Source organism: Aeromonas sp. QDB18 (assembly GCF_027705325.1).
Lineage (GTDB): Bacteria > Pseudomonadota > Gammaproteobacteria > Enterobacterales > Aeromonadaceae > Aeromonas > Aeromonas caviae.
In genome coordinates this window covers 16,860-40,110 of record NZ_JAPDBQ010000020.1, presented here as the reverse complement: position 1 = coordinate 40,110, position 23,251 = coordinate 16,860, and the positions used below count along the sequence as shown (strand labels likewise).

The window sequence follows — 23,251 nt, the reverse complement described above, 5'->3', positions numbered from 1 at the left end:
CCGATGTGGAGCGGGTGATGTCACTTTGTAGCCGAGATTGGATAAAACTGACCTAATGTTTAATCCGATTGGTATTATGCCTGCTGGCAACGCCGAGCGGGATGCAAACCAGGACGATGCACGACTTAGCTCATCCCTGCCAGAGCAGGTAGCCGCCCCCCCTTGTACCGCGTACAGATAAAAAAACGGCTCCATTATGGAGCCGTTTTCACACTTGGGGCCGTGAGGCTGACCTACTCGACAGTGGCTTCCACGTCGGTGAAGTATTCGATCTTGGCCGCCTTGCGCAGCTCGTCGATCAGCGACTTGTAGTCGGCCTGTGCCTTGCCCTGACCCAGCTGACCTTGCAGCAGGCTCACCATCTGGGACGGCTCCTTGATGACGTTGACCTTGTCCAGCGCCACCACCACACGATCACCGTTGGCTTCGGTCACCAGCTCGACGCTCGGCTTGCCATCGGTCGGATGGGGCATGCGGAACACCTGGGTCACCAGGTTCTGGTCCATCTCCTGGGCGAAACGGGATACGCTGGTATGGGTATCCACTTTCAGACCCAGCGCGGTCAGGTCGGCCTGAACGTTCTCACCGGCCTTGAGCTTGTCCAGCAGACCCTGGGCCTTGCCACGGGCCACTTCACTGGCCTTGTCGTGCTTGATGGCGGTGATCACCTGCTCTTTCACCTCGGCAAGCGGCTTGGCCGCCTTCGGCTGGTGACCCATGATGTGCAGCACCAGCGCCTTGCCGTCGGCCAGCTCGATCACGTCGGAGTTGGTGTTGTCATCACGCAGCTGTTCGGAGAACGCCACGGAGAGCACCTTGGGATCATTGAGCGGTGCCGGCGCATCGGCCTGGCTGAAATAGCCGGTGGACTGCACCTGGAGGCCCATGGCTTCGGCGGTCAAGTCCAGGGAGTCCGGGTTCTCGAAGCTGCTGTCGGCCATCTTCTGCTGTTCGGCGAAGAACTGCTCCTTGGCCTTCTCAGACTGCAGACGGGCGATGGTATCGCTCATCACGTCCACGAAGGGCTTGGTCTTGGCAGGCTCGACGGCCAGCAGCTTGATGATGTGGAAGCCGAACGGGCTCTTCACCACGGCGGAGAGATCGCCAGCCTTGGCCAGCGCGAACGCGGCTTTCTCGAAGGCAGGATCCATCACCCCTTTCTCGAACCAGTCGAGCTCCCCGCCCTTCTTCGCGGAGAAGGTATCGGAGGAGTCGGCCTTGGCCAGCGCGGCGAAATCGTCACCCGCCTTGGCCTTGGCCAGCACGGCCTCGGCTTTCTGCTCGGCGGCCTTTTCATCCTTGCCAAACGGGATCAGGATGTGCGCCACCTGACGGCGCTCGGGACGCTGGAACAGATCCTGATGCTGGTCGTAGTAATCCTGGGCATCCTGCTCGGTGATCTTGATGTTCTTGCCAAGGTTCGCGGCATCGAGCAGCAGATAGTCGACCTTGACCGTCTCGTCGTTCATGAAGCGAGCACTGTTGGCCTTGTAGAACTGCTCCACCTCGGCATCGCTCACCTCGATCCCGTCCACATAGGCGGAAGCGGCCAGACGGATCAGGCGCAGGTCACGGGTCTGGTTGTAGAGACGATCCAGTTGCTCGGCTTCACCCTTGAGGGCGAACTCCGATCCCAGCACGGCGCCCATCAATTGCTGGCGCACCATGTCCTGGCGCAGGGAGTCGCGGAACATCTCGGGGGTCATGCCGGCACGGCGAATGAGCTGCAGGTAGCGGTCATTGCTGAACTTGCCGTTCTCGGCAAACTCGGGCATGGCGACGATGGCCTGCTTGATTTGCTCATCGCTGACGCGCAGACCCAGGGAGCGAGCCTTGTCATCGATCAGCGCCTGATCGATCAGACGGTCCAGCACGCCACGGCGGAACTGTTTCATGTAATCGGGATTGGCGGCCAGCTGGTTGAAGGCCTCACCCATTTGGGATTCCATGCGGGCCCGCTCATTGCGGTAGGCATTCTCCAGTGCGGGGGCACTGATGTCATTGCCGTTGACGGTGGCGGGGGCGGTACGTGCCGGGCCATTGAGGTAGCTGCCTACGCCGGCCAAGGCAAAGGAGAGGATGATCAGGCCCAAGATAACCTTGGCTACCTTGCCCTGCGCCCCTTCGCGTAGTTTATCCAACATCATGTTTGTACTTATGCTCCCGAACTCGATGGGCGTAAATAATGAAAAGGCGCACCGATTGCGATGCGCCTTGGTCAAGCAGTATGAGGGAAAGCCCTCTCACTTGTCTGGTCAGAGACCAAGGACGGTGCCGATAGATATCAGCGACCGGCTTAGTTGACCGCGTCTTTCAGGGCCTTGCCGGCTTTGAAGGCAGGAACTTTACCGGCAGCGATTTCGATGGTCGCACCAGTTTGCGGGTTGCGGCCGGAACGGGCTGCACGCTCGCGAACGGCGAAAGTACCGAAACCAACCAGAGCAACCTGGTCACCCTCTTTCAGGGCTTCGCCCACGGCATCGATGAAGGCATCCAGCGCACGACCAGCGGCAGCTTTGGAGATATCAGCACCGTCTGCAATCTTGTCAATCAGTTGAGATTTATTCACTCTTATATTCCCCTTTTATCGAACATCGCTGCGGCGCTGATTTCCCTGGCCACAACAAGTGGAGGTTTTATAACAAGCCTCCTGATCAGTTGCAAGTGACAATCTGGCGCAAACCCGCGCCACATCACGCATTGCGACTCATCATGAGTACCCGATCGGTGGTCAAGGCTACTTCCGTTGTCCGGTGCATGCAAGCCTTAACCACCCCCCGAATGCGCCAAATTTGCGGCGCATCAACATTTACACGACAGAAACGCGTTCGAAACCTTGCGGATTGTCCTGCAACGCCAGTGCAAGCACCTCATCAATCCAGCGAACCGGATAGATTTCAAGATCTTGTTTGACGTTGGCCGGGATCTCCTCGAGGTCACGTTCGTTCTCTTTCGGGATCAGCACACGCTTGATGCCACCACGGTGGGCCGCCAGCAGTTTCTCCTTGAGACCACCGATGGGCAACACCTCGCCACGCAGGGTGATTTCACCCGTCATGGCCACGTCGGCACGCACCGGGTTGCCGGTGAGGCTGGAGACCAGGGCGGTACACATGGCGATACCGGCGCTCGGGCCGTCTTTCGGGGTCGCCCCTTCCGGCACGTGCACGTGGATGTCGCGCTTCTCGTAGAAGTCGCCGTTGATACGCAGCTTCTCGGCACGGGCTCGCACCACTGTCATGGCCGCCTGGATGGACTCCTGCATCACGTCACCGAGGGAACCGGTGTAAGTGAGCTTGCCCTTGCCCGGCATGTTGGTGGTCTCGATGGTGAGCAGATCGCCCCCCACTTCGGTCCAAGCCAGCCCGCACACCTGACCAATCTGGTTCTGGTCGGTGGCCTTGCCATAGTCAAAGCGCTGTACCCCCAGGAACTCCTTGAGGTTCTCCTGGTTGACCTGAACATGCTTGATGCTCTTGTCCAGCAGGATGCGTTTGACTGCCTTGCGACAGATTTTGGAGATTTCACGCTCCAGGCTGCGCACACCCGCCTCGCGGGTGTAGTAGCGAATCACCCCGATCAGCGCCGAATCCTCGATGGTGATCTCGGAAGGCTTCAGGCCGTTGCGCTGGATCTGCTTGGCCACCAGGTGCTGCTTGGCAATGTTGAGCTTCTCGTCCTCGGTGTAACCGGACAGACGGATCACTTCCATCCGGTCCAGCAGCGGACCCGGTATGTTCATGGAGTTGGAGGTGGCCACGAACATCACGTCCGACAGGTCATAATCCACTTCCAGATAGTGATCGTTGAAGCTGCTGTTCTGCTCGGGATCCAGCACCTCCAGCAGGGCGGAAGCGGGATCGCCACGCATGTCCGAGCTCATCTTGTCGATTTCGTCGAGCAGGAACAGCGGGTTCTTCACGCCGACTTTCGCCATCTTCTGGATGAGCTTGCCGGGCATGGAGCCGATGTAGGTACGGCGGTGACCACGGATCTCCGCCTCGTCACGCACCCCACCCAGGGCCATGCGCACATACTTGCGGCCGGTGGCCTTGGCGATGGACTGGCCCAGGGAAGTCTTGCCCACCCCGGGAGGCCCGACCAGGCAGAGGATGGGGCCCTTAAGCTTGTTCACACGCGCCTGCACTGCCAGGTATTCGAGGATGCGATCCTTGACCTTGTCCAGGCCATAGTGATCCGCATCCAGCACCTCCTGGGCCTTGCCTAGGTCTTTCTTGACCTTGGAGCGGGCCTTCCAGGGCACCTGCACCATCCAGTCCACATAGCTGCGCACCACGGTGGCTTCCGCCGACATGGGGGACATCATCTTGAGCTTGGCGAGCTCGGCCTGGGCCTTCTCGCGGGCATCCTCCGGCATCCCGGCCTCTTCAATCTTGCGATTGAGGGCTTCGAATTCATCCGGGCTGTCTTCCAGCTCACCCAGCTCTTTCTGGATGGCCTTCATCTGCTCGTTGAGGTAATACTCCCGCTGGCTCTTCTCCATCTGCTTCTTGACCCGAGAGCGGATGCGTTTCTCGACCTGCAACAGGTCGATCTCCGACTCCATCATGGCCATCAGAAACTCGATGCGCTCGGACACGGAGGCGATTTCCAGCACCTTCTGCTTGTCTTCGAGCTTGAGCGGCATGTGGGCAGCCATGGTATCGGCCAGGCGCGCCGCATCGTCAATCGCCGAAATCGAGGTGAGTACCTCGGGCGGGATCTTCTTGTTGAGCTTGATGTAACCTTCGAACTGGCCGATGGCAGAGCGCACCAGCACGTCCTGATCCTTCTCCTCGATGGGGGCGGACGCGATGTACTGGGCCTCCCCGACAAAGAAGTCGCGATCGTCGATCATCCGCTCAAGGCGGGCACGCTGGCCCCCCTCCACCAGCACCTTGACGGTGCCGTCCGGCAGCTTGAGCATCTGCAGAATATTGGCCACTGTCCCGACGGAGAAAATTTCCTCCACCGTCGGTTCGTCAGTCGACGCATCCTTCTGGGCCACCAGCAGGACTTTCTTGTCCTGCTCCATGGCCGCTTCCAGACAGCGAATGGATTTTTCCCGCCCCACAAAGAGTGGAATGACCATGTGGGGATAGACCACCACGTCACGAAGAGGCAGGACGGGAATCTCGATGCGTTCTGAACGCTCTAGGTTCATATATGTCCTCTCGGCTTGTTATACCGTTGGCAAAGGCTTGGCTGAGTATATGGGGGCGCAAAGATGAGATTCAATCGCCTTGGCCGTAAAAAGCATGAAAGGGGCAAAAAGCCCCTTTATGTGATTAAAAATCAGACAGTTACTCTGAGGCTGCGGCCTGAGTCTCGGGATTGTCGTAGATCATCAGGGGCGCGGAGTCTCCCTTGATCACCGTCTCGTCGATCACCACCTTGCTGACCCCTTTCAGGGAGGGCAGGTCATACATGGTGTCGAGCAGTACGGCCTCGACAATGGAACGCAGACCCCGGGCACCGGTTTTGCGCTCCATGGCCTTGCGGGCAATGGCATTGAGCGCGTCGTCACGAAACTCCAGCTCCACCTCTTCCAGGGCGAACAGCGCGGCATACTGCTTGGTCAGCGCGTTTTTCGGCTCTTTCAGGATCTGGATGAGGGCAGCCTCGTCAAGCTCGGTCAGGGTCGCGACCACCGGCAGACGGCCGATGAACTCGGGGATGAGACCGTACTTGATGAGATCTTCCGGCTCCACCTTGGCAAAGTTCTCGCTCAGGGTTGCCTTGGCATTCTTGGATTTCACCTCGGCGCCAAAACCGATGCCGGTGCCCTTGACGGAGCGCTGCTCGATCACCTTGTCCAGCCCCGCGAAAGCACCACCACAGATGAAGAGGATCTTGGAGGTGTCGACCTGCAAAAACTCCTGCTGCGGGTGCTTGCGACCGCCCTGGGGCGGCACGGAGGCGATGGTGCCTTCGATCAGTTTCAGCAGTGCCTGCTGCACCCCTTCCCCGGAGACGTCGCGGGTGATGGAGGGGTTGTCCGACTTGCGGGAGATCTTGTCGATCTCGTCGATGTAGACGATACCGCGCTGGGCCTTCTCCACGTCGTAGTCGCACTTTTGCAGCAACTTCTGGATGATGTTCTCCACGTCCTCGCCCACGTAACCGGCTTCGGTCAGGGTGGTGGCATCGGCCATGGTGAAGGGCACATCCAGCAGACGAGCCAGGGTCTCGGCCAGCAGAGTCTTGCCGCTGCCGGTGGGGCCAATCAGCAGGATGTTGGATTTGCCCAGCTCCACGCCACCGGACTCGCTGCCGCTGCGAAGACGCTTGTAGTGGTTGTAGACAGCCACTGCCAGCACCTTCTTGGCGTACTCCTGACCGATCACGTAGTCGTCCAGATGGGCGCGGATTTCATGAGGGGTCGGCAGCTCGCTACCATCGCGCTTGGGAGAGATCTCGCGGATCTCTTCGCGGATGATGTCGTTGCACAGCTCGACACACTCATCACATACGTAGACGGAAGGGCCAGCGATCAGCTTGCGCACTTCATGCTGGCTTTTGCCGCAGAAAGAGCAATACAGCAGCTTGTCGGCCTCACCCTTGCGTTTCTCTGTCATTCAGCGACCTCGTTTTATCAATAGAGGATGGATCGTCCTGTTGAGTTTACAACAGGACGGGGTACCCTGCTCAGCCGCGCTGGCTCAGGATGCCGTCAACCAGACCATAGGCAACGGCCTGTTCGGCGGACATGAAGTTGTCACGGTCGGTGTCGCGCTCGATGGTGGCCATGTCCTGACCGGTATGGAACGCCAGACGATCGTTCAGGGTATTCTTGATTTTCAGGATCTCCTGGGCATGGATCTGGATGTCAGAAGCCTGCCCCTGGAAGCCGCCCAGCGGCTGGTGGATCATCACTCGGGCATTGGGCAGGCAGAAACGCTTGCCCTTGGCGCCACCGGCCAGCAGGAAGGCCCCCATGGAGCAGGCCTGCCCCATGCAGACGGTGCTCACGTCCGGCTTGATGAACTGCATGGTGTCATAGATGGACATACCGGCCGTGACGGCGCCACCCGGCGAGTTGATGTAGATGCTGATGTCCTGATCCGGGTTCTCGGACTCCAGGAACAGCAGTTGGGCCACCACCAGGTTCGCCATGTGATCCTCGACCTGACCGGTCAGGAAGATCACCCGCTCTTTCAGCAGACGGGAATAGATGTCGTAGGAACGCTCCCCTTTCGCGGTTTGCTCTACCACCATCGGGATGAGCGCATTGCGTGGGGATTCAGTCACATCGTTATAGTTCTTGTACATAAGGCATTGTCCCTAAAATAAAATGGCCCGAGTGGAGATCACACGAGCCATTATACTTAACAGTTTTGACCTTAAGTCAAATGTTCTTAGGCAGCGGCACCGGACTTGTTGATCACTTCGTCGAAGGCAACTTCTTTCTCGGTGACTTGCGCCTTGGACAGGATCAGATCGATGGCTTGATCTTCAATGGCCAGGTTGCGCACGCCGTTCAGCATCTGCTCGTTCTGCTGATAGTACTCGATCACTTCTTTCGGATCTTCGTAGGCAGTGGCCATGGACTCGATGATGCTGGTCACACGGGCGTCGTCAGCCTTGATCTCGTTGGTGCGGATGACGTCACCCAGCAGCAGACCAACGCGGACACGGCGCTCGGCCTGGGCCTGGAACAGCTCGGCCGGCAGCTCGGGGGCGTTGCCGCCCTGGAAGCCACCGAAGCGCTGCAGAGCCTGCTGACGCAGGGTGTCGATTTCCTGGGCAACAGCAGCCTTCGGCAGATCGATCTGGTTGGCTTCAACCAGGCCGTTCAGTACCTGCTCTTTCACGCTGTTTTTCAGGGCCTGGGCCAGTTCGCGCTCCATGTTCTTGCGCACTTCAGCCTTCAGCTCTTCAACGCTGCCGCTCTCGATGCCGAAACGCTTGACGAACTCTTCGGTCAGCTCGGGCAGCACTTGCTCTTCAACCTTGTGCAGCTTGGAGGCAAACTTGGCAGCCTTGCCCTTCAGGGCTTCGGCGTGGTAGTCAGCCGGGAAAGTCACCTCGATGGTGAACTCGTCGCCCGCTTTCTTGCCCAGGATGGCGTCTTCGAAGCCCGGGATCATGCGGCCAGCGCCCAGTTCCAGGGTGAAGCCTTCAGCCTTGCCACCGTCGAACTCTTCACCGTCGATGGAACCGACGAAGTCCATGGTCACACGCATGCCGTTGGCGGCAGCCACAGCGGCTTCAGTCCAGGTGGCGTGCTGCTTGCGCAGGGTGTCGATCATGTTTTCCAGGTCGCTGTCCTTAACGGTGGCAACCGGCTTCTCGACCTTGATGCTCTCCAGACCGGCAACTTCGAACTCCGGATACACTTCGAAAGTGGCGGTGAACTCGAAATCCTGACCTTCTTTGATCTCTTTCGGATCCATGGTCGGGGCGCCAGCCGGACTCAGTTTGTTCTCGATGATGGCCTTGATGAAGTTGTTCTGCATCATTTCATCGGCAACGCGGGCGTGAGCCATGGCACCGAACATCTTCTTGATGATGGCAACCGGAGCCTTGCCAGGACGGAAACCGTCGATGCGACGGGTTTTGGCCAGGCCATTCAATTCTTTGCGCACGGCGGCGTCAACGGTAGCGGCCGGTACAGTGATGGTAAGACGGCGTTCCAGACCCTGGGTTGTCTCTACAGAAACTTGCATTCTTTTACCTCGTTCAACTCAGCACTGCGTGCTGACCCTTTATTGCCCCCGGGCAAGCCCGGAGTCTTCCTGTTTATAAAGACAACGACTGTCTTTGTGATGAGAAAATATGACGCGACATTATAGCGGCGTGCAGTGGTCGCGTCGAGCCGCACATCCCCCATCCGGGGCACAGACAGCACAATTTGCGCAAGACTTTCTCCTATATGGGGAAGCCTTGCACCGAGTTCAAGCATTCCATCCGCAATAATTTGCACTGGCTCACTCTTTTTCACGGCGAACGGGCCATTTTGATCGCCATCCGCCGCCAATCAGGCACAAAAATGGCGTGCTGCGACCCAAATTGTCCACCTTCTCGCCTGCGCCATTGCGTCCCCCGGCAGGGCTCGCTATGGTGACAACCAATTTACGTGCTGCTGGAGTCACCCACATGTCCTTTTTCCGCTTCTTGTTCAATCTGCTCTGGTTCGTGCTGGGAGGCGTCTTCATGGGGCTGGCCTGGTGGCTGGCGGGGCTGCTCTGCTTCATCTCCCTCATCGGGATCCCCTGGGGACGCGCCTGCTTCGTCATCGGCACTTTCACCTTCTTCCCGTTTGGCAAGCAGGCGGTGAGCCGCAAGAGCATGACGGGCCAGAGCGACATCGGCACCGGTGCCCTGGGGCTGATTGGCAACATTCTCTGGTTTGTGCTCATCGGGGTCTGGCTGGCCATCGGCCACATCGCCTCGGCGCTGGCCTGTTTCGTCACCATCGTCGGCATCCCGTTCGGCATCCAGCACCTCAAGCTGGCCCTCATCAGCCTTGCCCCCATCGGCCAGATGATAGTGACCAACCACGAGGCCGAATCGGGCCGCTACATCCGCTGACAGCCCATCTCAGACTATCCTTGCGGGTGGAAAAAAGGGCAGACTAGGGTCTGCCCTTTTTCATTGCCCCATTCGAGGTCTTTAATGCTGCCCAGCCATTTTTTTGCCAACCTCGCCCGTATGCGCCTCATCTACCGCTGGCCCCTGATGCGCAACATCCAGCCCGAAAACATCGCCGAGCACAGCTTGCAGGTTGCCATGGTGGCCCACGCCCTCGGCCTTATCAGCAATCGCCTGTTCGGCGCTCAGGTGGATGCAGACCGGGCCGCCGTCATGGCCCTCTACCACGACAGCAGCGAGGTGCTGACTGGGGATCTGCCCACCCCGGTCAAGTACTTCAATCCCGAAATCGCCCGTGAATACAAGAAGATTGAGCTTGCCGCCGAGCAGCGCCTGCTGGGCATGTTGCCGCCTGAGCTGGTCGAGGACTTTCGCCCCCTGCTCGACTCCGGCGCCCAGGACGAGGCCCTCACCAGCCTGGTGAAGGATGCAGACACCCTCTGTGCCTACACCAAGTGTCTGGAGGAGCTGAGCGTCGGCAACCGGGAGTTCGAGCCCGCGCGAAAGCGCCTCGAGCAGATGCTGGACGCCAGGATGAACCCCGCCATGCGCTACTTCATCGATGTCTTCGTGGGGAGTTTTTCACTGCCTCTCGATGAGTTGAATGCCCATTGATGCCATCAACACGGCACCGGGCATCATCTCCTCCTGCGTATTGCCTCGATAACCGCCACTTCGGGGGGTTCCCCACAAAAGAGTGACAATAAAAAGGGCCCCGCAGGGCCCGTTATCACATCCATGGGTATCAATGCCCCAGCTCCCGGGACGGCACCAGGCCGCTCGCCCGCCAGGCGGGATAGAGGGTCGCCACCAGGCTCATCAGGATGGCGGCGCCGGTCACGATGAGCAAGTCCTGCATGTGCAGCTCGGTCGGCAGGAAGTCGATGAAGTAGATGTCCGGATTGAGGAAACGGTGCCCGATCACTCCTTCGATGGCGCTCAGGATCTGGGTCAGCTTGCTGGAGAGCAGGCCGCCCAGCAGGGCGCCTAGCAAGGCTCCCGCCACCCCGTTCACCATCCCCTGGATGACGAAAGTGAGCCGGATCTGGCCCGGGCTCGCCCCCATGGTCTTCAAGATGGCAATCTCGCTGCGCTTCTCATTCACCGCCATCACCAGGGTGGAGACGATGTTGAAGCAGGCCACCGCCACCACCATCAGCATCACCACGTACATCACGGTGCGCACCATCTGGATGTCCTGATAGAGATAACCCTGACGGCTCATCCAGCTACTGATATAGACGTAGTGCGGAAATTTCTGGGCCGCCGCCACCGTAATGGACTGGGCCTTGAGCACGTCGCTCACCTTGATGCTGAACCCCTTCACCGCGCTGCCCATGCCGGTGATGGCCTGGGCGTCCGCCAGGTGCATGAAGCCGAGCAGGCCGTCGAGCTGGCCACCGATCTCGAGCAGCCCTACCACGGTGAGCGCCTCCCGTTTCGGGTTCTTGATGCCGGCGGCATCACCCGCCTGGGGCAGCAGCAGGGTGACGGTGTCCCCTGTCTTGACCCCCAGCTTGTCGGCGATGATCTTGCCGAGGATGACTCCGTGTTCACCCGCCTGCAGCTCGCGAAGGCCCCGACCCGTCATGAAGTTGCCCGCATCGGAAAGATTGGCTTCCAGCTCCGGCAGCACCGCACGCAGCTGGACCCCCTTGAGGGCGGAGCCGTGCTCCAGCAGGCCGTCCAGGCGAATGACGGGCGCAGCCGCCTCCACCCCGGGCTGGGCCAGCAGGTAGTCCCTGAGCCGCGGCCAGTCAGGCAGCGGCGCTTCCATGCCGATGAGCTCGCCGTGAGGGACCACGGAGAGCACCCGGTTCTTGAGCTCCCGCTCGAACCCGTTCATGGCGGAGAGGCCAAGAATGAGGGCCATCACCCCGAGGGCGATCCCGATGAGGGAGGAGGCCGAAATGAAGGCGATGAAGCCGTTGCGGCGGCGGGAGCGGCTGTAACGCAGGCCCAGGAACAGGGGCAGCGGCTTGAACATCAGGCGACCTCCGCCATGATGCCGCTCACCAGGGTGACCCGGCGGTGGAGCTTGGCGGCCAGGCTCAAGTCATGGGTCACCACCACGAACGCGGTGCCAAGCTCGCGGTTGAGCTCGCACAAGAGCTCATAGACGGCGGTGGCGCTGGCATGATCCAGGTTGCCGGTGGGCTCGTCCGCCAGCACCAGGCTGGGTTCGTTGACCAGGGCACGGGCGATGGCCACCCGCTGGCGCTCACCACCGGAGAGCTCGGACGGTCTGTGGTTGAGACGGTGGGAGAGCCCCACCCGCCCCAGCATCTTGCTCGCCTTCTCGGTGGCGCTGGCCACCGACTCACCGGCGATCAGCAGCGGCATGGCCGCATTTTCCAGCGCGCTGAATTCCGAGAGCAGGTGGTGGAACTGGTAAACGAAACCCAGCTCCTGGTTGCGAAACCTCGCCTGGGTGCGGCTGTCCCAGCCATGGATGTCCTGCCCCTTGAACAGCACGGCGCCGCTGGAAGGGTTGTCCAGCGCCCCCATCAGGTGCAGCAGGGTGGTCTTGCCGGAGCCCGAGCTCCCCACCACCGCCAGCATCTCCCCGGGGGCGACGTCCAGCTCGATCCCCTTGAGTACCTGGGTCTCCAGATTGCCCTCTTTGTAGACATGATTGAGGGCCTGACAGCGCAGCAGCGGCTCGCAGGAGACGGATTGATTCATAACGGGGGCTCCACTTGCACCTGTAACAACAGAAGATGAATTATTCATAACGCAGCGCCTCCGCCGGTTTGACCCGGGCCGCGCGGGAGGCCGGGTAAAGGGTGGCACTGAAGCTGAGCAGCACGGCGCCCAGCAAAATGGTCATGACCTGGGCCGGCTCGACGATGACCGGCAGACCGCTGCCCCCTGCCGCCATATAGAGGTTGAGCCCAAGGGCATTGAGCAGAGGATTGAGGCCAAAGCAGAGCGCCAGCCCCGCCAGCCCCCCGAACAGGGCGCCGATTACGCCGCTCGACGCCCCCAGCACCATGAAGATCTTGACGATGCCGGATTCGCTCATGCCCATGGTACGCAGGATGGCCACCTCCCCTTCCTTGTCGGTGACCACCATCACCAGGGCGGAGAGGATGTTGAAGGTGGCGACCGCGATGATCAGCACCAGCATCAGCCCCATCATCCGTTTTTCCATGGCCACCGCCTGGAACAGCTCGCCGCGCTCGCGGCGCCAGTCCTGCCACTCCAGCCCGTCCGGCAACGCGGTCTTCACCACCTCGTCGGCGGCGAAGGGATCGTCCAGCCAGAGGCGGATGCCGCCCACCTTGTCTGCGGGCAGGCGCAGCATGCGCTGGGCATCCCCCAGGGCAATCAGGGCCACCTGGCTGTCCACGTCGGCGCCGACCCCGAAAATGCCGGAGACGGTGAAAAGACGCTGGGCCGGCACCCGGCCAAAGGGGGTAAAGCGGGTACCTTCGGTCAGGATGAGACGCACCTGGTCGCCGATGGAGACCTTGAGTCGGCTGGCCACCCCCTGCCCCAGCACGATGTGGTATTCACCGGCCTGCAGGCTGTCAAGGCGCCCTCCCAGCATCTGGGCGTGCAGGATGTCATCCTTGGGCCAGCGGGCGGGATCGATCCCCTGCACGCTCACGCCGGTGAGCTGACCCGGGCTTTGCAGCATGCCTTCGCTGTCGAGCATGGGGGCCGTGGCCACCACGTGGGGCAAGCGGGCCAGGTCGGGCAGACCTTCGGGCTCGGCCTCGATGCGTCCGGCCTGATTGGTCACCACCACATGGGGGATCACACCGAGGATGCGCCCCTTGAGCTGGCCTTCGAACCCGTTCATCACCGAGATCACCACCATCAGGGCTGCGACCCCGATGGCGATGCCAAAGGTGGAGAACAGGGAGATAAAGGAGACGAAGCGGTTACTGCGTCGCGAGCCTGCATAACGCAGGCCGATGGCCAGCGACAGTGGCTGAAAAAGTCCGGTCTTCAAGGATATCTACGTTGCCAACGAAATAAGATACCGGATAATAAAGGGAAACCGTCTATGACAACAAGGGATAGCCTCCATGCAGGAACAGTTCTTCAGCGTCACCCATGCCACGCCGGTCAATGTGATCCCCATGCCGGCCGACTTTCGTCTGCCGACGCTGGAGGCCCTGGAGGCCGAGTTGCCCGAGCCGTTTCGCATCGCCTCCGCCATCACCTCCATCGATCTGGTGAGCAGCCGGTTGCTGCGCAGCCAGAACGAGTCCATACACGATCTGGTGGAGATCATCAACCAGCAGTCCCGCAAGATCGACATGATCATGGGCTATGTGCTGGCGGCCCAGGATCACCCCGAGCACCGCTTCCACACCCTGCGCTTTGGCGCCGGGCAGCTCACCTACCTGCACCCCCACCAGGGGCACGGGGAGGCCCCCGCCCTGCACCAGATAGTGCGGCTCAAGATCTTCCTGCGGGAAGAGGCCTCCGCCGTCTACTGCTACGGCGAGGTCGTGCAGCGGGACGCCGGAGAGCATGGCACCCACGTGGTGCTCGACTACGTGCGCATCCGCGAGGATGACCGGGAGCTGCTGGTGCGCGCCAGCCTGCATGTGCAGTCGAAACAGCTCAAGCTGCGTGCCCAGGAACGTCAGCGCTAACCCAGGTCCATGTCAAAAGAACGCCAACAGTAAAAGACTCCGATGATGCCAATGACCCTCCCCGCCTTGCCCGCCAAAGCGGGCCAGAAGACAACGTTCGGCCAGCTGGTCGGCAGCAGCCTGGCTCTGGTTGCCGCCCGCCTCACCCGGGAAGCCCGAAGACCCGTCCTGCTGGTCACCGCCGATACCCCGAGCGCCCTGCGCCTTGAACAGGAACTGGGGTTCCTGCTGGCGGATCAGGATTGCCCGGTGCTGCTGTTCCCGGACTGGGAGACCCTGCCCTACGACAGCTTCTCTCCCCACCAGGACATCATCTCCCAGCGCCTCGAGACCCTCTACCAGTTGCCGCAGATGCGCCACGGCGTGCTCATCGTGCCCATCTCCACCCTGATGCTGCGCACGGCGCCCCAGGCTTATCTCGACAAATACAGCCTGATGGTCACAAGCGGCCAGCGCCTCAACCTGCAGCAGCTGCGCGGGCGTCTGGCGGAGGCGGGCTACGTGGCGGTGGAACAGGTGCTGGAGCACGGCGAATTCGCCGCCCGCGGCTCCCTGCTGGATCTCTTCCCCATGGGGAGCAGCCGCCCCTATCGCATTGATTTTTTCGATGACGAGGTGGACTCCATCCGCCCGTTCGATCCCGAGACCCAGCGCTCCAGCGAGCCGGTGAAGTCGGTGAGCCTCCTGCCCGCCCGGGAATTTCCCACCGACGAGGGGGCCATCGAGCTGTTTCGTGGCCAGTATCGCGAACAGTTCGAGATCTCCCGGGCCGAGGGCTCCGTCTATCAGGAGGTGAGCAAGGGGCGCTGGCCCGCCGGCATCGAATACTACCTGCCGCTCTTCTTCAACCAGACCGCCAGCCTGTTTGACTACCTGCCAGGCAACACCCTGCTGCTCACCGTGGGGGAGATCTACCCCGCGGCCCAGCGCTTCTGGAACGACATCGGCCAGCGCTATGAAGACAGGCGCTGGGACAACACCCGTCCCCTGCTGCCGCCCCAGCAGATCTATCTGCCGGTGGAGCAGCTCTTCGCCGCCCTCGGGGACTATGGCGCCGTGCGTCTGCAGGAGGCGACCGTTGACGGCGGAGCGGGTCAGCACGATCTGCCCCTCGCCCCCCTGCCGGATCTGCAGCTCGACCACAGCAAGGAGCAACCCCTGCTGGCCCTTGACGGCTTCCTGCAAGGCTTTGCCGGGCGCACCCTGTTTGCGGTGGAGTCCGAGGGGCGGCGCGAGGGGCTCGGGGATCTGCTCGCACGGATCAACCTGCAACCCCGGGAGTTTGCCTCCCTCGACGCCTTCCTCTCGAGCGATGAGCGCCACGGGCTGCTGGTCTGCCCCCTGGAGCGGGGCTTCCTGCTGCAAGAGCCCGGCCAGACGCCCCTTGCCCTCATCACCGAAGCCGAGCTGCTCGGCGGCAAGATCCGCAGCAAGCGCCAGCGGGACAAGAACAAGAACCTGAGCTCGGATGCGGTGATCCGAAACCTGGGCGAGCTGACCCAGGGCCAGCCGGTGGTGCACCTGGATCACGGGGTCGGTCGCTACCTGGGGCTCGAGACCATAGACGCAGGCGGCCTGCCCACCGAGTTTCTGACCTTGGAATACGCCGGCGGCGACAAGCTGTTCGTGCCGGTCACCAGTTTGCACCTGATCAGCCGCTACACCGGCTCCGACAACCCGCCCAGCCACAAGCTCGGCGGCGAGGCCTGGGTCAAGGCGCGGCGCAAGGCGGCGGAAAAGGTGCGGGACGTGGCGGCCGAGCTGCTGGATGTCTATGCCATGCGGGCAGCCCGTCACGGTTTTGCCTTCAAACACGACCGGGAGGCCTACCGCCAGTTTGCCGCGAGCTTCCCGTTCGAGGAGACCGAGGATCAGCTCAACGCCATCAATGCGGTGCTCGGCGACATGTGCCAGGCCAAGAGCATGGACAGGCTGGTGTGCGGCGACGTGGGCTTTGGCAAGACCGAAGTGGCGATGCGGGCGGCGTTTGTGGCCGTGCACGGCGGCAAGCAGGTGGCGGTGCTGGTGCCCACCACCCTGCTCGCCCAGCAGCACTACGACAACTTCCGCGACCGCTTCGCCAACTGGCCGGTGCGGGTGGAGGTGCTGAGCCGCTTCCGCTCCGCCAAGGAGCAGAGCGCGGTGATGAAGGAGATGGCCGAGGGCAAGGTGGACATCATCATCGGCACCCACAAGCTGCTCGGCGCCGAGCTCACCTTCAAGGATCTGGGGCTGCTCATCGTCGACGAGGAGCACCGCTTCGGGGTGCGCCAGAAGGAGAAGATCAAGGCGCTGCGCGCCGACGTGGATATCCTCACCCTCACCGCCACCCCCATTCCCCGCACCCTCAACATGGCCATGTCCGGCATGCGGGATCTCTCCATCATCGCCACCCCGCCCGCCAAGCGGCTCGCCATCAAGACCTTCGTGCGCCAGCACGAGCCGGCGGTGGTGCGCGAGGCGGTACTGCGGGAGTTGAAGCGTGGCGGCCAGGTCTACTACCTGCACAACGACGTGGAGAGCATCGAGAAGTGCGCCGCCGATCTTGCCGAGCTGGTGCCGGAGGCGCGCATCGGCATCGCCCACGGCCAGATGCGCGAGCGGGAGCTCGAGCGGGTGATGTCGGACTTCTACCACCAGCGCTTCAACCTGCTGGTGTGCACCACCATCATCGAGACCGGCATCGACGTGCCGAGCGCCAACACCATCATCATGGACCGGGCGGATCACCTTGGCCTGGCCCAGCTGCACCAGCTGCGGGGCCGGGTCGGGCGCTCCCACCACCAGGCCTATGCCTACCTGCTCACCCCCCATCCCAAGCTGATGACCAAGGATGCGGCCAAGCGGCTGGAGGCCATCGCGTCCCTCGAAGATCTCGGCGCCGGCTTTGCGCTCGCCACCCACGATCTGGAGATCCGGGGCGCGGGCGAGCTGCTGGGCGACGATCAGAGCGGCCAGATCGAATCGGTGGGCTTCACCCTCTACATGGAGATGCTGGAGCAGGCGGTGGAGGCGCTCAAACATGGCAAGGAGCCGTCGCTGGAGCAGCTCATGAGCCAGCACACCGAGGTGGAGCTGCGCCTGCCCGCCTTGCTCCCGGACGACTACATCCCGGACGTCAACATGCGCCTCTCCATGTACAAGCGCATCGCCAGTGCCGCCGACGAGCAGGAGCTGCGGGAGCTCAAAGTGGAGCTCATCGATCGCTTCGGCCTCTTGCCGGAGCCGACCAAGACGCTGATGGAGCTGGCCGCCTTCCGCCAGCGCGCCACGGCGCTGGGGATTCGCCGGGTGGAGATGAGCGAGCGCGGCGGCTATCTGGACTTTACCCAGGAAACCAAGGTCAACCCGGCCTATCTGGTCAAGCTGCTCTCGGAGCAGCCGCGCATCTACAAGATGGACGGGCCGACCCGGCTGCGCTTCCAAGTACCGACCCAGGACAGGGCCATGCGCCTCAAACTGGTGGACGGCCTGCTGGCGGATCTCGCCCGCCATGCCACCCCCTGAGGGAAAGCATGACGTCAGCAGGGCGCGACCTGCCGCCTACAACAACGGGAGCCCCAGGGCTCCCGTTTCGTTGCTGGCAAGGGGCGGCATCTCGCCCCCGGCCCGCCTTCTTGCCTCCCGATGCCTCGGTTCGCCCTCCTGGCAGCACCATTTTGCCGCCGAATCCATCTGTTGATACGATGCATTGAGTCATAACCCATCTGAAAAACAGATGGATGTGGGGATGATCGTGGGCAAAAACGGGGTCAACGCGCCTCGATAGCCCCGCAGATGGCCCGTGCCGTATTTATCCCGCCCAGGTATCCAGACCAGGTATCCCGGCCAGGGGCCACCAGCCATTGCACCGCGACCGCCGAGGCGCCGCGTCGGTCCGTCAGTCCGTCAGTCCGTCAGTCCGTCAGTCCGTCAGTCCGTCAGTCCGTCAGTCCGTCAGCATATCAACCTGGCTACATCCGCCTGCACGCCAATAAAAACGGGAGCCTTGACGGCTCCCGTGACGAAGGGACGCTGGCCCGGGCTTAGCCCTGGTTGGCCGGATCCTCGTGGGCGGAGAACTCCCGCATGAAGGCCTCGGCCCGCTCCACCATCCTGGTGGACCCGACGAAGTAGGGGGTGCGCTGGTGCAGAGCGGTAGGCTGGATGTCCATGATGCGGCCAAAGCCATCGGACGCCTTGCCACCGGCCTGCTCCACCAGGAAGGCCATGGGGTTGCACTCATAGAGCAGGCGCAGCTTGCCGTTCGGGGAGTTGGTGCCGGACGGGTAGATGTAGATGCCCCCCTTGAGCAGGTTGCGGTGGAAATCCGACACCAGGGAGCCGATGTAGCGGGAGGTATAGGGCCTGTGAGTCGCCTCGTCACGCTCCTGGCAGTATTTCAGGTACTTCTTCACCCCGTCCGGGAACTTGATGTAGTTGCCCTCGTTGATGGAGTAGATCTTGCCCTCCTCCGGAATGCGGATGTTCTCGTGGGAGAGGCAGAAGCAGCCGATGGAGGGGTCATAGGTGAAGCCGTTGACCCCAAAGCCGGTGGTGTAGACCAGCATGGTGGAGGAGCCGTAGACCACGTAGCCCGCCGCGACCTGACGGTGACCCGGCTGCAGGAAGTCCTCCAGAGTGACCCCGGCGCCCGGTTTGCTGACCCGGCGGTAGATGGAGAAGATGGTCCCGACCGAGACGTTGACGTCGATGTTGGAGGAGCCGTCGAGGGGGTCTATCAGCACCACGTACTTGGAGTGACGAGAGAGCTCGGAATCGAAGGAGACGAAGTCCTCCTCCTCCTCAGAGGCCATGCCGCACACCTCGCCACGGGCCTCCAGCGCCGCCTTGAAGCGCTCGTTGGCATAGACGTCCAGCTTCTGCTGCACCTCGCCCTGCACGTTTTCGGCGCCGATGGAGCCGATGATGTCCGCCAGACCCGCCTTGTTGATCTCCCGGTTCACCACCTTGGCGGCCAGGCGGATGGAGCTGAGCAAGGAGGTCAGCTCGCCGGTCGCGGTCGGGTAGTCCGCCTGCTTTTTGACGATGAACTCGCCCATGGTGATCATGTTTCGCATTCTTGTTCCTTTAAGATCGTTTCCGTTGGCCGTTGAAAACGTTTGCAAGTGTCGGCAAAAAAAGTGCCGATCCCCGGCAGCGTTGTTTTGTAACCCAATGTAACGCCTGTTTTTTGTTTTTGCAGCGAATTAAGCCGTTCTTTAAATCGCCAGAAAACCGCGCCACCACGGGCTTTCGCCGTGAAACAAGGGTGCCATCCGGCATCTTTTGGGGGGTTAATTCGTGACAAGAATGCATCCGGGCCGACGCGGCGGCCCGCCTTGCTCCCCCTGGCGCCCGGCAATGTTGCGCCAGAGGCTCCCCTCTTGAGATCTGCCCCCCAATCCCGCACACTGGCTGCGCTTTGGAAGCAAAAAAACATAAGGATATTCAATGAAAAAGTCGCTTATCGCCGGGGCGGTTGCCGCTCTGCTCACCCTCCCCGTCCTCGCCGCCCAGGTGCCTGAAGGCACCCAGCTTCTGCCAGCCACCCAGCAAGTGTTCGTGCGCAACATCGGCACCGAGCCTGCCTCCATCGATCCCCAGATGGTGGAAGAGAGCGCGGGCAGCGACGTCGTCAACGATCTGTTCGAGGGGCTCTATACCCTGGATGGCAACGGCAAGCTGCAGGCGGCGGGCGCCCTTGGCTACGAGCTCGATGCCACGGGCACCGTCTACACCTTCAAGCTCAGACCCGATGCCAAATGGTCCAACGGCGAGCCGGTGACGGCGGCGGACTACGTCTATGGCTGGCAGCGGGCGGCGGACCCCAAGAACGCCTCCAACTACGCCTGGTTCATCGAGCTGACCGGCGTCGCCAATGCCAGCGACGTGGTGCAGGGCAAGCAGAGCCCGGATGCCCTGGGGATCAAGGCGCTCGATGACTACACCCTGCAGATCACCCTGAAAAACCCGGTCCCCTTCTTCCTCAAGACCCTCTCCCACTACACCACCTTCCCGGCGCCCAAGGCCACCATCGAGAAGTTCGGTCATGAGTGGGTCAAACCGGCCAACATCGTCTCCAACGGCGCCTTCGCCCTCAAGGAGTGGACCCCGAACGAGCGCCTCATCGCCGAGCGCAACCCCCACTACTGGGACAACGAGCACACCGTGCTGAACAAGGTGATCTATCTGGAGATCGTCTCCGATACCGCGGCCTACAACCGCTATCGTGCGAGCGAGCTGCACTACACCACCTATCCCCTGGAGCAGTATCAGCAGATCAAGCGCCAGAGCCCGGAGGAGCTGGTGAGCGCCCCCATGCTCACCACCTACTACTACGTGTTCAACACCCAGCGCAAACCCTTTGACGACGTCAGGGTGCGCAAGGCACTCTCTCTTGCCATCGACCGGGACACCATCACGGAGAAGATCCTGGGACAGGGGCAGCTCTCCGCCTTCAGCCTGACCCCGCCGAGCGTGGACGGCTTCGAGCTCAAACGCCCCGCCAGCGAGCTGATGAGCAAGGAAGAGCGCATCAAGCAGGCCAAGGCGCTGCTTGGCGAGGCGGGTTACGGCCCTGACAAGCCGCTGACGGTGGACATCCTCTACAACACCAACGAGGGGCACAAGAAGATAGCGCTCGCCATCTCCTCCATGTGGAAGCACAACCTGGGGGTCAAGGCGGAGCTCAACAACATGGAGTGGAAGACCATGGTGTCGGCCCTGAACGAGGGTGACTTCGGGGTGAGCCGCTACTCCTGGAACGGAGACTACAACGATGCCTCCACCTTCCTCGACATCATGACCTCCAGCAGCAGCGCCAACAGCGGCAAGTGGTTCAACAAGGAGTACGACGCCCTCCTGGCCAAGGCCCATGACGCCAAGGATCCGGCCGAGCGCAACCGCCTCTATCAGCAGGCCGAGGTGCTGATCGACGAGGAGGCCCCCATTGCCCCTGTCTACTTCTACGTGAAATCACGGCTGCTCAAACCCAACGTCAAGGGCTACCCCTACCAGAACCCGCAAGACCTGGTCTATGCCAAGGATCTCTATCTGACGGCGCAGTGACGCTGGGCACCGAACCAAAAAGACCGCCTCGAGGGCGGTCTTTTTTTATCCTACTTTTCCTGACAGCCCGCCACCGCGAGCCGGGCGCGTCTTCGCACCGTCACGGGCCTGACCAGCAACTGCGCCAGCAGCACCCCCATCAGGGTCATGCCGCCACCGATGAGGTGATAGCTGGTGAGCCGCTCCCCGAGCCAGCTGATGGCAAGGGCGGCCGTCATCACCGGCAACAGGTTCATGAAGATGGCGGTGCGGCTCGCCCCGAGCAGGGCAATGCCTTGCATCCAGAGCCAGGGCGAGAGGGCCGAGGTCGGGATCCCCGCATAGAGGATGAGCCAGAGGGCGCTGCCATCGGGCCAGTGCCCGTCCACCAGCAGATAGAAGGGGGTGAGGAACAGGAGGCTGCACAGCACCTGACCGTAGAGCATGGACCAGTTGTCCAGCCCCAGATCCCAGCGCTTGAGCAGCACGCTGTAGAGCGCATAGGTGGCCGCCGAGAGCAGCATGTAGACGGAACCGATATGGATGCCCTGGGTCAGCAGCCGGGCCGGATCCCCCTGCCCCAACAAAATCGCCAGCCCCAGAATGGAGATGGCGCCTCCCAGCAGCGCCCCCCAGGTGGGCCGCTCGCGCAGCAACCAGATGCTGAGCAGCACCGTCATCAAGGGGGTCAGCCCCATCATCAGGCCAATCTCGGTAGCCCCCAGGGTCTGGGCCGCGTAATAGCCAAAGGTCTGGTTCAAGACCATCCCGAGCAGGGCCAGCACCGCCAGCCTCGAGAAACCGGCCCGCAGTTTGCGGCGCTCGCGCCAGGCCCGGTGAGCCAGAAACGGGGTCAGCACCAGGGCCGCCACCATCCAGCGCGACCAGGCGAGCGCCGCAGGAGACAACACCCCGACCGCCAGCTTGCTGACGATGCCATTGCCGGCCCAGATGGCCATGCAGGAGAAGGGAAACAGGAAGGCAAGGGGCATTGCGATATCCAGAATAAAAAGGCGGGTATTGCGCGCGAGTATAGAGAGGCAATCAGGATAAGCAAGCCTGCCAACGCAGGAAGAAGCGCCATGACGCGAACGGTTGGCGCCGCGCCCAGGCGCCATCAACAATCATGCCCGCACAGGGGCGGGCATGAGGGGGACCAGGGTCAGCCTGAGGCGCCTCAGGCGGCATCCATGTGGAGCCTTGAAATCAGTTCATTGACCTCGAGCACCGTCTGGCGATGGGGAATGTCGGCTTGCAATGGCATCATCAGCAAGCCCGACTGGAAATCGAAGCGCCCCCTGCCGTGGATGTAAATCCTCCCCTTGAAGAAGGTTTTGACATGTTTTGCCACCATCAGTGGCAGGTACTTCTTGAACACTCTCATCGTTTGCAACCTCTTGAAGTTGTATCCGTATGACAGCAGCTTATGCGAAATAATTCCGTTAAATTTATATAAAAAACCGGAAAAATCGACTCTCTCTTCCCCAAAAAACCAAATTGTAACCTATTATTAACTTTTACCGTATTGTATGCGGTCCTTCCAGCCAGAGCAAGACTCCTTTGCCATCTTGCCACTCGATGCAGGCCAGGCCGGAGGTGGCGAACATGGGGGCGCCCGCAGCCGGACAGAGGCTCTGCACCAGATACCCCACCAGAGGCAGGTGGCTGACCATGAGAATGTTGTCGTGCTCCGCCGCCAGCGCGGTGAGGTAGCTCGCCACGAAGGCCGGATCGCCATAGGGGGTGATCCCGCCACTCTCCTCGATCTTGAGGGCCTCGGGCAGCTCGGGGGCGATGGCCTGCCAGGTCTGTCTGGCACGCAGGTAGTTGCTGTGGATCACCAGGCTCAGGGAGCCGGTCAGCTGGGGAGCCAGCCAGCATGCCATGTGGATGGACTCTTCGATGCCTTGTTCGGTCAGTGGACGCTGTTCATCAGTCTTTGCGTTCATGCCAGCCTGGCCATGACGCATGATGTAGATTTTCATTACAACCTCGCCCAGGGGGCCTGTTTAAAT

The 23,251-nt window shown here is 61.6% G+C and carries 19 protein-coding genes; 5 read left to right on the top strand and 14 right to left on the bottom strand.

Annotation, left to right across the window (positions count from 1 at the left end):
- Positions 1–233: 233 nt before the first annotated feature.
- The 6 genes from ppiD to tig all read right to left on the bottom strand — a co-directional run bounded on the left by ppiD (position 234) and on the right by tig (position 8,669).
- A complete protein-coding gene (ppiD, locus tag OKC30_RS05475) occupies positions 234–2,147 on the bottom strand; it encodes a peptidylprolyl isomerase (RefSeq protein ID WP_270666230.1) in 1,914 nt (637 codons plus the stop codon).
- 149 nt (positions 2,148–2,296) lie between these two features.
- The gene (gene hupB, locus OKC30_RS05470) at positions 2,297–2,569 is read right to left on the bottom strand and encodes a nucleoid-associated protein HU-beta (RefSeq protein WP_005315375.1); all 273 of its coding nucleotides are present in this window, start codon (positions 2,567–2,569) and stop codon (positions 2,297–2,299) included.
- A 240-nt stretch (positions 2,570–2,809) separates the two neighbouring features.
- Positions 2,810–5,164: an endopeptidase La gene (gene lon / locus OKC30_RS05465; protein ID WP_010674574.1), complete on the bottom strand. Its 2,355-nt coding sequence runs from the start codon at positions 5,162–5,164 to the stop codon at positions 2,810–2,812.
- Between the two features lie 139 nt (positions 5,165–5,303).
- Positions 5,304–6,578 carry an ATP-dependent protease ATP-binding subunit ClpX gene (clpX, locus tag OKC30_RS05460; RefSeq protein WP_160838304.1) on the bottom strand — a complete coding sequence of 425 codons (1,275 nt, stop codon included), beginning with the start codon at positions 6,576–6,578 and terminating at the stop codon, positions 5,304–5,306.
- Positions 6,579–6,648: 70 nt separating this feature from the next.
- A complete protein-coding gene (clpP, locus tag OKC30_RS05455) occupies positions 6,649–7,272 on the bottom strand; it encodes an ATP-dependent Clp endopeptidase proteolytic subunit ClpP (RefSeq protein ID WP_005324106.1) in 624 nt (207 codons plus the stop codon).
- An 86-nt stretch (positions 7,273–7,358) separates the two neighbouring features.
- Positions 7,359–8,669 carry a trigger factor gene (gene tig / locus OKC30_RS05450; protein WP_010674572.1) on the bottom strand — a complete coding sequence of 437 codons (1,311 nt, stop codon included), beginning with the start codon at positions 8,667–8,669 and terminating at the stop codon, positions 7,359–7,361.
- A gap of 430 nt (positions 8,670–9,099) precedes the next feature.
- Between tig and OKC30_RS05445 the strand changes: the two genes are divergently transcribed.
- On the top strand, positions 9,100–9,534 hold the full coding sequence (locus OKC30_RS05445) for a YccF domain-containing protein (RefSeq protein ID WP_042016081.1): 435 nt from the start codon (positions 9,100–9,102) through the stop codon (positions 9,532–9,534).
- Between the two features lie 84 nt (positions 9,535–9,618).
- Positions 9,619–10,209 (top strand): 5'-deoxynucleotidase, encoded by a 591-nt coding sequence (gene yfbR / locus OKC30_RS05440; protein ID WP_010674569.1) that lies wholly within the window; start codon positions 9,619–9,621, stop codon positions 10,207–10,209.
- A gap of 130 nt (positions 10,210–10,339) precedes the next feature.
- Here the strand turns inward: yfbR and lolE are convergent, their stop codons facing one another.
- The 3 genes from lolE to OKC30_RS05425 are packed head-to-tail and all read right to left on the bottom strand — an operon-like array spanning position 10,340 to position 13,555.
- Positions 10,340–11,581, bottom strand: coding sequence for a lipoprotein-releasing ABC transporter permease subunit LolE (gene lolE / locus OKC30_RS05435; RefSeq protein ID WP_270666233.1), 1,242 nt, complete (start codon positions 11,579–11,581; stop codon positions 10,340–10,342).
- Positions 11,581–12,279 (bottom strand): lipoprotein-releasing ABC transporter ATP-binding protein LolD, encoded by a 699-nt coding sequence (gene lolD, locus OKC30_RS05430; RefSeq protein WP_010674567.1) that lies wholly within the window; start codon positions 12,277–12,279, stop codon positions 11,581–11,583. Before lolD ends, lolE begins: the two co-directional genes overlap by 1 nt.
- Before the next feature lie 40 nt (positions 12,280–12,319).
- A complete protein-coding gene (locus OKC30_RS05425) occupies positions 12,320–13,555 on the bottom strand; it encodes a lipoprotein-releasing ABC transporter permease subunit (protein ID WP_010674566.1) in 1,236 nt (411 codons plus the stop codon).
- Positions 13,556–13,631: 76 nt separating this feature from the next.
- Here OKC30_RS05425 and OKC30_RS05420 point away from each other — a divergent pair, with 76 nt between their 5' ends.
- Together OKC30_RS05420 and mfd are read left to right on the top strand one after the other, a co-directional pair.
- A complete protein-coding gene (locus tag OKC30_RS05420) occupies positions 13,632–14,207 on the top strand; it encodes a PilZ domain-containing protein (RefSeq protein WP_270666235.1) in 576 nt (191 codons plus the stop codon).
- Between the two features lie 42 nt (positions 14,208–14,249).
- Positions 14,250–17,714: a transcription-repair coupling factor gene (mfd, locus tag OKC30_RS05415; protein ID WP_160839167.1), complete on the top strand. Its 3,465-nt coding sequence runs from the start codon at positions 14,250–14,252 to the stop codon at positions 17,712–17,714.
- A gap of 518 nt (positions 17,715–18,232) precedes the next feature.
- Here the strand turns inward: mfd and fbp are convergent.
- Positions 18,233–19,267, bottom strand: a complete 1,035-nt coding sequence (gene fbp, locus OKC30_RS05410) for a class 1 fructose-bisphosphatase (RefSeq protein ID WP_029314452.1) — start codon at positions 19,265–19,267, stop codon at positions 18,233–18,235.
- On the bottom strand, positions 19,255–19,497 hold the full coding sequence (locus OKC30_RS05405; RefSeq protein ID WP_125117245.1) for a hypothetical protein: 243 nt from the start codon (positions 19,495–19,497) through the stop codon (positions 19,255–19,257). The genes fbp and OKC30_RS05405 overlap by 13 nt, the downstream gene beginning before the upstream one ends.
- Before the next feature lie 143 nt (positions 19,498–19,640).
- Here OKC30_RS05405 and OKC30_RS05400 point away from each other — a divergent pair, with 143 nt between their 5' ends.
- Positions 19,641–21,257 carry a peptide ABC transporter substrate-binding protein gene (locus tag OKC30_RS05400; RefSeq protein ID WP_270666237.1) on the top strand — a complete coding sequence of 539 codons (1,617 nt, stop codon included), beginning with the start codon at positions 19,641–19,643 and terminating at the stop codon, positions 21,255–21,257.
- 50 nt (positions 21,258–21,307) lie between these two features.
- On the opposite strand, the gene OKC30_RS05395 is transcribed toward OKC30_RS05400, so the two are convergent.
- The 3 genes from OKC30_RS05395 to sixA form a co-directional block, all read right to left on the bottom strand.
- A complete protein-coding gene (locus OKC30_RS05395) occupies positions 21,308–22,228 on the bottom strand; it encodes a DMT family transporter (protein WP_109112215.1) in 921 nt (306 codons plus the stop codon).
- 185 nt (positions 22,229–22,413) lie between these two features.
- The gene (locus OKC30_RS05390) at positions 22,414–22,620 is read right to left on the bottom strand and encodes a DUF1107 domain-containing protein (protein WP_005324080.1); all 207 of its coding nucleotides are present in this window, start codon (positions 22,618–22,620) and stop codon (positions 22,414–22,416) included.
- Positions 22,621–22,753: 133 nt separating this feature from the next.
- The gene (sixA, locus tag OKC30_RS05385; RefSeq protein WP_270666239.1) at positions 22,754–23,221 is read right to left on the bottom strand and encodes a phosphohistidine phosphatase SixA; all 468 of its coding nucleotides are present in this window, start codon (positions 23,219–23,221) and stop codon (positions 22,754–22,756) included.
- Positions 23,222–23,251: the final 30 nt, after the last annotated feature.

Bases quoted from the DNA above. Each gene is read 5' to 3' on its own strand.
- ppiD (WP_270666230.1), bottom strand. From the start codon at position 2,147: ATGATGTTGGATAAACTACGCGAAGGGGCGCAGGGCAAGGTAGCCAAG.
- lon (WP_010674574.1), bottom strand. From the start codon at position 5,164: ATGAACCTAGAGCGTTCAGAACGCATCGAGATTCCCGTCCTGCCTCTT.
- clpX (WP_160838304.1), bottom strand. From the start codon at position 6,578: ATGACAGAGAAACGCAAGGGTGAGGCCGACAAGCTGCTGTATTGCTCT.
- clpP (WP_005324106.1), bottom strand. From the start codon at position 7,272: ATGTACAAGAACTATAACGATGTGACTGAATCCCCACGCAATGCGCTC.
- tig (WP_010674572.1), bottom strand. From the start codon at position 8,669: ATGCAAGTTTCTGTAGAGACAACCCAGGGTCTGGAACGCCGTCTTACC.
- OKC30_RS05445 (WP_042016081.1), top strand. From the start codon at position 9,100: ATGTCCTTTTTCCGCTTCTTGTTCAATCTGCTCTGGTTCGTGCTGGGA.
- yfbR (WP_010674569.1), top strand. From the start codon at position 9,619: ATGCTGCCCAGCCATTTTTTTGCCAACCTCGCCCGTATGCGCCTCATC.
- lolE (WP_270666233.1), bottom strand. From the start codon at position 11,581: ATGTTCAAGCCGCTGCCCCTGTTCCTGGGCCTGCGTTACAGCCGCTCC.
- lolD (WP_010674567.1), bottom strand. From the start codon at position 12,279: ATGAATCAATCCGTCTCCTGCGAGCCGCTGCTGCGCTGTCAGGCCCTC.
- OKC30_RS05420 (WP_270666235.1), top strand. From the start codon at position 13,632: ATGCAGGAACAGTTCTTCAGCGTCACCCATGCCACGCCGGTCAATGTG.
- mfd (WP_160839167.1), top strand. From the start codon at position 14,250: ATGATGCCAATGACCCTCCCCGCCTTGCCCGCCAAAGCGGGCCAGAAG.
- fbp (WP_029314452.1), bottom strand. From the start codon at position 19,267: ATGCGAAACATGATCACCATGGGCGAGTTCATCGTCAAAAAGCAGGCG.
- OKC30_RS05400 (WP_270666237.1), top strand. From the start codon at position 19,641: ATGAAAAAGTCGCTTATCGCCGGGGCGGTTGCCGCTCTGCTCACCCTC.
- OKC30_RS05395 (WP_109112215.1), bottom strand. From the start codon at position 22,228: ATGCCCCTTGCCTTCCTGTTTCCCTTCTCCTGCATGGCCATCTGGGCC.
- OKC30_RS05390 (WP_005324080.1), bottom strand. From the start codon at position 22,620: ATGAGAGTGTTCAAGAAGTACCTGCCACTGATGGTGGCAAAACATGTC.
- sixA (WP_270666239.1), bottom strand. From the start codon at position 23,221: ATGAAAATCTACATCATGCGTCATGGCCAGGCTGGCATGAACGCAAAG.